The following is an 8,025-nucleotide window of genomic DNA, read 5'->3' as shown; positions in this document are numbered from 1 at the left end:
AAACAATTTCCAAACTTTCATATATTCAAGAAAGATTGAATGAAGAATAGGAAATTGTTTCTTTAGTGGAGAAATTATTATGGAACATAATTTTAAATGGAAAGATAATGGAAAGACAAAACTATGTATAGGATTAGGAACAAGACCTGAAATCATTCGTCTTGCTGCAGTTATTAAAAGATGTAGAGAATACTTTGATACATGTGTCATCTATTATAATCAAAACTGGGATAAAAATTTGAGTACAGTTTTCTGGGAAGATTTTGAATTAAAAAATAATGATGGTGAATTTGGACCGGATATTCTTGTACCAGTGGTTGGAGATAATCTAGGTGTTACTTGTGGTAATATCTTAGGAAGAAGCTATGAACTTTTAAATGAACTACAACCTGATGGTTATCTGGTATTAGGTGATACAAACAGCTGTTTAAGTGCAATCAGTGCTAAAAGATTGCATATTCCTTTATTCCACATGGAAGCAGGAAACAGATGTAAGGATGAATGTCTTCCAGAAGAAACAAACAGAAGAATCGTTGATGTCATCAGTGATGTCAATTTATGCTATAGCGAATTCGCTAGAAAGTATCTAGCTGATACAGGGTTGCCTAAAGAAAGAACTTATATGACAGGTTCTCCTATGGCAGAAGTTTTAAGAGGAAATCTTGATAAGATTCAAGCTTCAGATGTCTTGGAAAGATTAGGACTTGAAAAAGATCATTATATTTTATTAAGTGCTCATAGAGAAGAAAACATCGATACTGAAAAGAACTTTATTTCTTTATTTACAGCGATCAATGCTCTAGCTGAAAAATATAATATGCCAATTCTATACTCATGTCATCCTAGAAGCAAAAATAAACTAGAAAAAAGTGGCTTTAAATTGGATCCAAGAGTAAGAGTCAATGAACCATTAGGATTCAATGACTATAACTGTCTACAAATGAATGCTTTAGCGATTGTTTCTGACAGTGGAACACTGCCAGAAGAAAGTAGTTTTTATTTAAGCATTGGACATCCTATAGCTGCTGTATGTATCAGGACAAGTACAGAAAGACCTGAAGCATTGGAAGCAGGTGATTTTATTCTTGCAGGTATTACTACCAAAGAATTATTGAATGCAACTGATATGGCTATTGAAATGAAACAAAAAGGTGTCTTAGGTAAACCTTGTCCAGATTATATTGATGAAACAGTATCAATGAAAGTTGTAAGAATTATTCAAGGATATATAAATGTAGTTAATAAAATGGTATGGAGAAAATATTAGAATGAAGATATTAGTGACAGGGGCTAAAGGCATGGTAGGAACTGCCTTAGTCAATAACTTAAAAACAATCAAGGATGGAAGAAATAAAACAAGACCAAATATTCATATAGAAGAGATCTATGAATATGACATCAACAATACCTTAGAAGAATTAGATAAGTACTGTAAGGATTGTGATTTTGTATTCAATCTAGCAGGTGTCAACAGACCTGAAAATGTAGAAGACTTTATGAATGGAAACTTTGGTTTTGCTTCTACATTATTAGATACATTAAAAAAATATAGCAATAAAGCAACGATCATGTTGAGCAGCTCTATTCAAGCAACACTTGCAGGTCGCTTTGGAACAAGTGAATATGGAAAATCAAAGAAAGCAGGGGAAGAACTCTTCTTTGACTATTCTAAAGAAACAGGTGCAAAAGTAGCTGTTTATCGTTTTCCAAATTTAATGGGGCATTCAAGACCAAAATATAACAGTGCTATTTCAACATTCTGTTGGGCAGTAGCCAATGATGAAGAATTTACAGTCAATGACAGAACGACAGAACTTGAAGTTCTTTATATCGATGATCTAGTTGAAGGTATGTATGACCTGTTAGAAGGAAAAGAACAACGTTGTGAGTTTGATGGTGTTGAAACAGTTGATAAAGAAGATGGAAGATATTGTTATCTTCCAGTAACACATAAAGTGACATTAGGAGAAATCGTTGATTTACTAGAACAGTTTAAAAATCAACCAAAGACGTTAATGATGCCTAAAATGCCAGAAGGATCATTTGCGAAAAAACTATATAGTTTATATCTTTCTTATCTTCCTAAAGAAAAGTTTGCTTATTCGTTAAAAATGAACTGTGATGACAGAGGATCATTTACTGAACTTATACATACAGAAGACTGTGGACAAGTATCAATCAATATCTCGAAACCAGGAATTACAAAAGGGCAACATTGGCATAATTCAAAATGGGAATTATTCATTGTAGTACAGGGACATGGATTAATACAAGAAAGAAATATCAATACAGGAGAAATCGTAGAATTTGAAGTAAGTGGAGATAAAATAGAAGCAGTACATATGATACCAGGATGGACACATAACATCATCAACCTGTCAGAAACAGAAAATCTGGTTACTGTGATGACATGCAATGAAGTCTTTGATCCAGCTCATCCAGATACATTCTTTGATCCAGTTAAATAAGTAAATAATGAAGAAGGTGTAATTTTGAATAAAACAATTTTTGTCACAGGTTCAGCCGGTTTTATCGGTTCTAACCTGATATTGAAATTATTAAAAGAAAATAATGATATTCATATTATCGGTATCGATAATATGAATGATTATTATGATGTATCAATAAAAGAATACAGACTGAATAAAATTAAAGAAGAAGTAAAGAAGACTACGAACAAGTGGTCTTTTTATTATGGAAATATTTCTGATAAGAAACTGATCGATAAGATCTTTGATGAACATAGACCTGATATCGTAGTCAATTTAGCTGCTCAGGCAGGGGTAAGATATTCTATCAGTAATCCTGATGCCTATATCGAAAGCAATCTTATTGGTTTCTATAACATATTAGAAGCATGTAGACATTCTTATGATGATGGAAACAAAGGTGTGGAACACCTTGTTTATGCATCGTCAAGCAGTGTTTATGGATCTAATAAGAAAGTACCATATAGTACAGATGATAAAGTAGATAATCCAGTAAGTTTATATGCAGCTACTAAGAAATCAAATGAATTAATGGCACATGCTTACAGTAAGCTTTATAACATTCCATCTACTGGACTTAGATTCTTTACAGTCTATGGTCCGGCAGGAAGACCAGATATGGCCTACTTTGGATTTACAAATAAATTAAGAAACAATGAAACAATCAAGATCTTTAACTATGGCAACTGTAAAAGAGACTTTACATATATCGATGATATTGTAGAAGGAGTATCAAGAGTGATGAAGAAAGCTCCTGAAAGAAAGACAGGAGAAGATGGCTTACCAATACCACCTTATGCAGTCTATAACATAGGGAACAGTCATCCAGAAAACCTATTAGAGTTTGTAGATATCTTGCAACAGGAACTAATCAGTGCAGGAGTATTGCCAGAAGATTATGATTTTGAAGCACATAAGGAACTTGTACCAATGCAACCAGGGGATGTACCAGTAACTTATGCAGATACATCAGCATTGGAAAGAGACTTTGGATTTAAACCAAGTACATCATTAAGAGATGGACTTAGAGAATTTGCTAAATGGTATAAAGAATTTTATATGTAAAAAGGGAGCGTTTTTATGTATGAAGAACAAGAATTATTTAAATTCTTTTCAAATTATAAGCATGATTTGATTAGAAATGATGAGCAAAGAGTTTCTGAATATTTAAGTCAAGAATTTGATTGTTATTTAGAAGGTTTAAAAACTGCTTTGAAAGGAAAAAATAATGGTATTGAGAATTTGTGTAAAGATATCGAATCTAATTTAGATTTGATTGAAAATTATTGTACAAGAATAGTTGAAATTATTGCTATAAGAGAAAAAGGATATTTGAAACAGGCTTATGATAAGGCATTTGATTTATTCGATGAATGGGAGCAGTATATCGTTTCTTTTAGATTCTTAGATGATAAGTATTATCGTATTAGAAAAGGTGATTTTTCTAAAGAAAAAGAGAATAAACAAAGAAAAGAATTATTTCATATACCTCTTAAACTTAATCATATTGCTTCAAAATGTAGATATAGTATTCCAGGTCATCCTTGTTTATATTTATCAAATGGATTACCCGTCTCATGGTTTGAAACGAACTTACCAAATAAGTTTAGTTATTCAGTATTTAATAGATGTAGTAATGCTTTTAAATTAATTGATTTTTCAATAAAACCATTTTATTTTCCTTCAGACTATCTTTCTTATACACAACATGACAAAAAATTTGGATTAAAATACATTATCTCATTTCCAATTCAAACTGCATGTTCCTTAAAAGTAAAAAATCGAAATGATCATTTCGTTGCTGAATATGTATTTCCACAAATGTTGCTTCAATGGCTTTTAGAAAAAACAAAATATGATGGAATAAAATATACATCTGCATTGAATAATGAAGCTGTTAAAGAATATAGATATGTAAATTATGTTTTTCCAGTAAGAGAGTATCGCAAAGATGGCTTTGATAAAAAATTAGTAGATTCTTTTGAAATGTCTGATGTTGAATATGTAGAACTTAAAGATTATTTTGAAGAAAGAGAAAAATTATTTAATGAAGCAAAGAAAATAAGAGAATCATTAGGTACTAGCAAGGGTGATTTATATATACAAAAATTAATAAAATTGTTTGATTCATTGGAATTCTGTAAAAATCAAATTATTAATGAAATAGATAAAGATAATACAAGCAAAGAAAATTTTATAAACTTAAGAAACAGTTATAGAAAGTTATGTGAAATAGAAGATAATCATCTAATAATAGATTCAAATGCAAACGAATTAATTAATAAAGTAAAGGAACTTCATTATGATGTAATACCTCTATTTCTTGGTAAAAAAGAATGTAAAAATTTTAAAAAGATAAGGGAGGAAGATTAGAAAATGAAACTAGCAGTAGCAGGAACAGGATATGTAGGATTGAGTATCGCTACATTGTTAGCACAGCATCACGAAGTGATGGCTGTGGATATCATTGAAGATAAGGTAAATAAGATTAATAATAGAATCAGTCCTATTCAAGATGAATATATAGAAAAATATTTAAAGGAAAAAGAATTAAATCTAACAGCAACCTTGAATGCAGAAGATGCATATAAGGATGCTGTTTTTGTTATCATTGCTGCACCAACAAACTATGATTCAAAGAAGAACTTCTTTGATACAAGTGCAGTAGAAAGTGTAATTCAACAGGTAATGGAAATCAATCCAGATGCCATCATGGTCATCAAAAGTACAATACCAGTAGGATATACACAAAGCATCAGAGAAAAGACAGGAAGCAAGAATATCATCTTCTCTCCTGAATTCTTGAGAGAGTCAAAAGCATTGTATGATAATCTCTATCCTTCAAGAATCATTGTAGGAACAGACATGGAAGATGAAAGACTGGTAGAAGCAGCACATACATTTGCATCACTTCTACAAGAAGGAGCCATCAAAGAAGATATCGATACATTGTTTATGGGATTTACAGAAGCAGAAGCAGTCAAACTGTTCGCTAATACATACTTAGCATTAAGAGTATCTTATTTCAATGAATTAGATACTTATGCAGAACTAAAAGGATTAGATACACAACAAATCATCAATGGAGTATGTTTAGATCCAAGAATAGGATCACATTACAATAATCCATCTTTTGGATATGGAGGATACTGCTTACCAAAAGATACGAAACAGTTATTAGCTAATTATGCAGATGTACCACAAAACTTAATAGAAGCAATTGTAGAAAGTAATAGAACAAGAAAAGACTTTATTGCAGATCAAGTATTGGAAAAAGCAGGAGCATATGAATCAAATGATTCATATGATCAAGAAAAAGAAAATGAAGTCGTTGTTGGAGTATACAGATTAACAATGAAATCAAACAGTGATAACTTCAGACAGTCATCCATCCAAGGAGTTATGAAAAGAATCAAAGCCAAAGGAGCTAAAGTCATTGTTTATGAACCAACATTAGAAGATGGAAGTACATTCTTTGGAAGCTTAGTAGTTAATGATTTAAATAAATTTAAATCATTAAGTCAAGCAATCATAGCTAATCGCTATGATAGTTGTTTAGATGATGTAGAAGAAAAAGTATATACAAGAGATTTATTTAGAAGAGATTAATGATGAATATACCACATGAAAAAATTAATCTTTTAATTATAGGTAATGGTTTTGATAAAGCGCATGGATTACCTACAGGTTATAATGATTTTTTAGATGCATTAAATACGGATTCAAATTTTTATAAATATATGAAAAAAGAGCATGAAGAAAAAATTAAAATCTTTAAAAATTCTTTGGATATTGGTTTAGTAAACTATTTAAAGAAAACTAAAAATAAAAAAGGATGGATTGATTTTGAAAATGAAATAAAGGATATTATTTTTTCTATTTGTAATTTTACAAATATATTAACAAAAACTGCAGGTGTATTAGACAAAGAAATAAAATATTCCATTGAAACAATAAATCGTGCTAGTTTTTCTTCTTTTTTGTTTTATGTAGAAGAAAATAGTATACACTATTTCAAATATGCATCATTAAGAAGTTTATCAGAAAAAGATTTGTCAATTTTTTATAGTATTGTTCATCGTGAAATAGAATCCTTGATTAGTTTATTTAAAGAGTATATTGTGTGGGTTAATTTAACGTGTACGGATAATTTGGAGCCAATAAATTTATTTTATACGATTCATATAACAAATATATTAACTTTTAATTACACTGATACATATCAAATTATATATAATCCAATAAAAAGAGAAAAAATAAATGATGATAAAATTTGTTGGGTTCATGGTAGAGTATTCTTTGATGGTAGTGGTGATATTGTTATGGGATCTGGAAGTGATTACTATGATAGAAAGTATGAGGATTTTTTAGATTTATTTAAGTTTTATCAAAAATATAAATATCATACGGATACTAAATATTTACATTGGCCTGATTGTTATATAGATAATATAGATTATTCTGTAGATACTAAAGATTATTTTGATAATATTTTTATTTTTGGACATTCCTTAGATCCTACTGATGCTGAAATTTTAAAACCATTTTTAATTAGTGAAAGTAATATCAGGATATATTATAGAGATGAAGATGAAAAGTTCCAATTTGAAAAAAATCTTCTTGCTATTTTAGATAAAGATTTATTTATGGAAAAATTAAGTGGTGAAAATCCAAAAATTAAATTTATTAACTTTGAAAAAAATATGTAACAGGATTGAAATAACTATTTTATATCTAAGATACTTATGACAATAGATAACAAATGTCATAAGTATCTTTTTATATTAAAAAAATATCATCAAAATGAAGGAGTGATAGTATATTTAATGAAAATATTATTTTGGAATACGTATAGAAATGAAAATATTAATAGCTATGTTTTAGACTTAGTGAATAAATATGAAGTCGATATATTATTACTTGCTGAATATAGAAGTGATATTGAGAAACTAGATTTATTATTAAAAAATTCTAATCAGGCATTAGTAAGGTGTAATACAATTGGATGCAATAGAATAGAAATTTGGTCAAATTATAGTGATATGAGTTCAGGATTACAAACGGATTATTATTCGTTACAAGTTGTAAAAAATGAACTTATTATTTGTGGAGTACATTTATTTTCAAACTTACGAGGGGATAAAAGCTATGAAAGGCTAGAAAAAGCTAAGGAAATAAAGAATGATATAGCTGAATTAGGAGAAGTGGAAAACACTAAAAAAGCGGTAATTATAGGTGATTTTAATGGAATGCCTTATGAAGAAGCATTTTTATTTGCTAATGGGTTATTTGGCTTGCCTGTTTTGAATCAATATGATAAAAATATTAAAAAAGTAAATGGGACAGAATATACAAAATATTATAATCCAATGTGGAATTTCTTTGGTGATTTTAATTATCCGCCAGGTACATATTATTCTGATCAATCATCATTAAATTCACCTATGTGGTATATCTTTGATCAAGTCATAATGAGTAAAGTAAAATGGACCCTGTAAAACGGACACAAGAAAAAAAGTACTTTGGTGCTTAGTCC

Annotated in this window: 7 protein-coding genes; all 7 read left to right on the top strand. The window is 29.4% G+C overall.

Translation table 11 applies throughout. The features are described from left to right. Positions 1 to 79: 79 nt before the first annotated feature. Positions 80 to 1,267, top strand: coding sequence for a UDP-N-acetyl glucosamine 2-epimerase (locus LJD34_RS14930; protein WP_227360273.1), 1,188 nt, complete (start codon positions 80 to 82; stop codon positions 1,265 to 1,267). Between the two features lies 1 nt (position 1,268). Then, on the top strand, positions 1,269 to 2,468 hold the full coding sequence (locus LJD34_RS14925; protein ID WP_264474838.1) for an NAD-dependent epimerase/dehydratase family protein: 1,200 nt from the start codon (positions 1,269 to 1,271) through the stop codon (positions 2,466 to 2,468). Between the two features lie 21 nt (positions 2,469 to 2,489). Beyond that, complete coding sequence (locus LJD34_RS14920; RefSeq protein WP_227360274.1) at positions 2,490 to 3,554, top strand: NAD-dependent epimerase/dehydratase family protein; 1,065 nt, start codon at positions 2,490 to 2,492, stop codon at positions 3,552 to 3,554. A gap of 15 nt (positions 3,555 to 3,569) precedes the next feature. Continuing rightward, a complete protein-coding gene (locus LJD34_RS14915; protein WP_227360272.1) occupies positions 3,570 to 4,862 on the top strand; it encodes a hypothetical protein in 1,293 nt (430 codons plus the stop codon). 3 nt (positions 4,863 to 4,865) lie between these two features. Next, positions 4,866 to 6,098, top strand: coding sequence for a nucleotide sugar dehydrogenase (locus LJD34_RS14910; protein ID WP_227360271.1), 1,233 nt, complete (start codon positions 4,866 to 4,868; stop codon positions 6,096 to 6,098). Positions 6,099 to 6,100: 2 nt separating this feature from the next. Further along, positions 6,101 to 7,198, top strand: a complete 1,098-nt coding sequence (locus LJD34_RS14905) for an AbiH family protein (RefSeq protein ID WP_227360270.1) — start codon at positions 6,101 to 6,103, stop codon at positions 7,196 to 7,198. Between the two features lie 117 nt (positions 7,199 to 7,315). Beyond that, on the top strand, positions 7,316 to 7,987 hold the full coding sequence (locus LJD34_RS14900) for a hypothetical protein (RefSeq protein ID WP_227360269.1): 672 nt from the start codon (positions 7,316 to 7,318) through the stop codon (positions 7,985 to 7,987). The last annotated feature ends 38 nt before the right edge of the window (positions 7,988 to 8,025 follow it).

Origin of the sequence: Faecalibacillus sp. MSK20_93 (genome assembly GCF_020589945.1) — a bacterium.
GTDB lineage: Bacteria > Bacillota_I > Bacilli_A > Erysipelotrichales > Coprobacillaceae > Faecalibacillus > Faecalibacillus intestinalis.
The sequence above is the reverse complement of the archived record's forward strand: the minus strand, read 5'-3'. Positions and strand labels throughout refer to the sequence as shown.

Excerpts from the sequence above, each read along its gene's own strand:
- LJD34_RS14930 (WP_227360273.1), top strand. The coding sequence starts at position 80 with ATGGAACATAATTTTAAATGGAAAGATAATGGAAAGACAAAACTATGT.
- LJD34_RS14925 (WP_264474838.1), top strand. The coding sequence starts at position 1,269 with ATGAAGATATTAGTGACAGGGGCTAAAGGCATGGTAGGAACTGCCTTA.
- LJD34_RS14915 (WP_227360272.1), top strand. The coding sequence starts at position 3,570 with ATGTATGAAGAACAAGAATTATTTAAATTCTTTTCAAATTATAAGCAT.
- LJD34_RS14910 (WP_227360271.1), top strand. The coding sequence starts at position 4,866 with ATGAAACTAGCAGTAGCAGGAACAGGATATGTAGGATTGAGTATCGCT.
- LJD34_RS14905 (WP_227360270.1), top strand. The coding sequence starts at position 6,101 with ATGAATATACCACATGAAAAAATTAATCTTTTAATTATAGGTAATGGT.
- LJD34_RS14900 (WP_227360269.1), top strand. The coding sequence starts at position 7,316 with ATGAAAATATTATTTTGGAATACGTATAGAAATGAAAATATTAATAGC.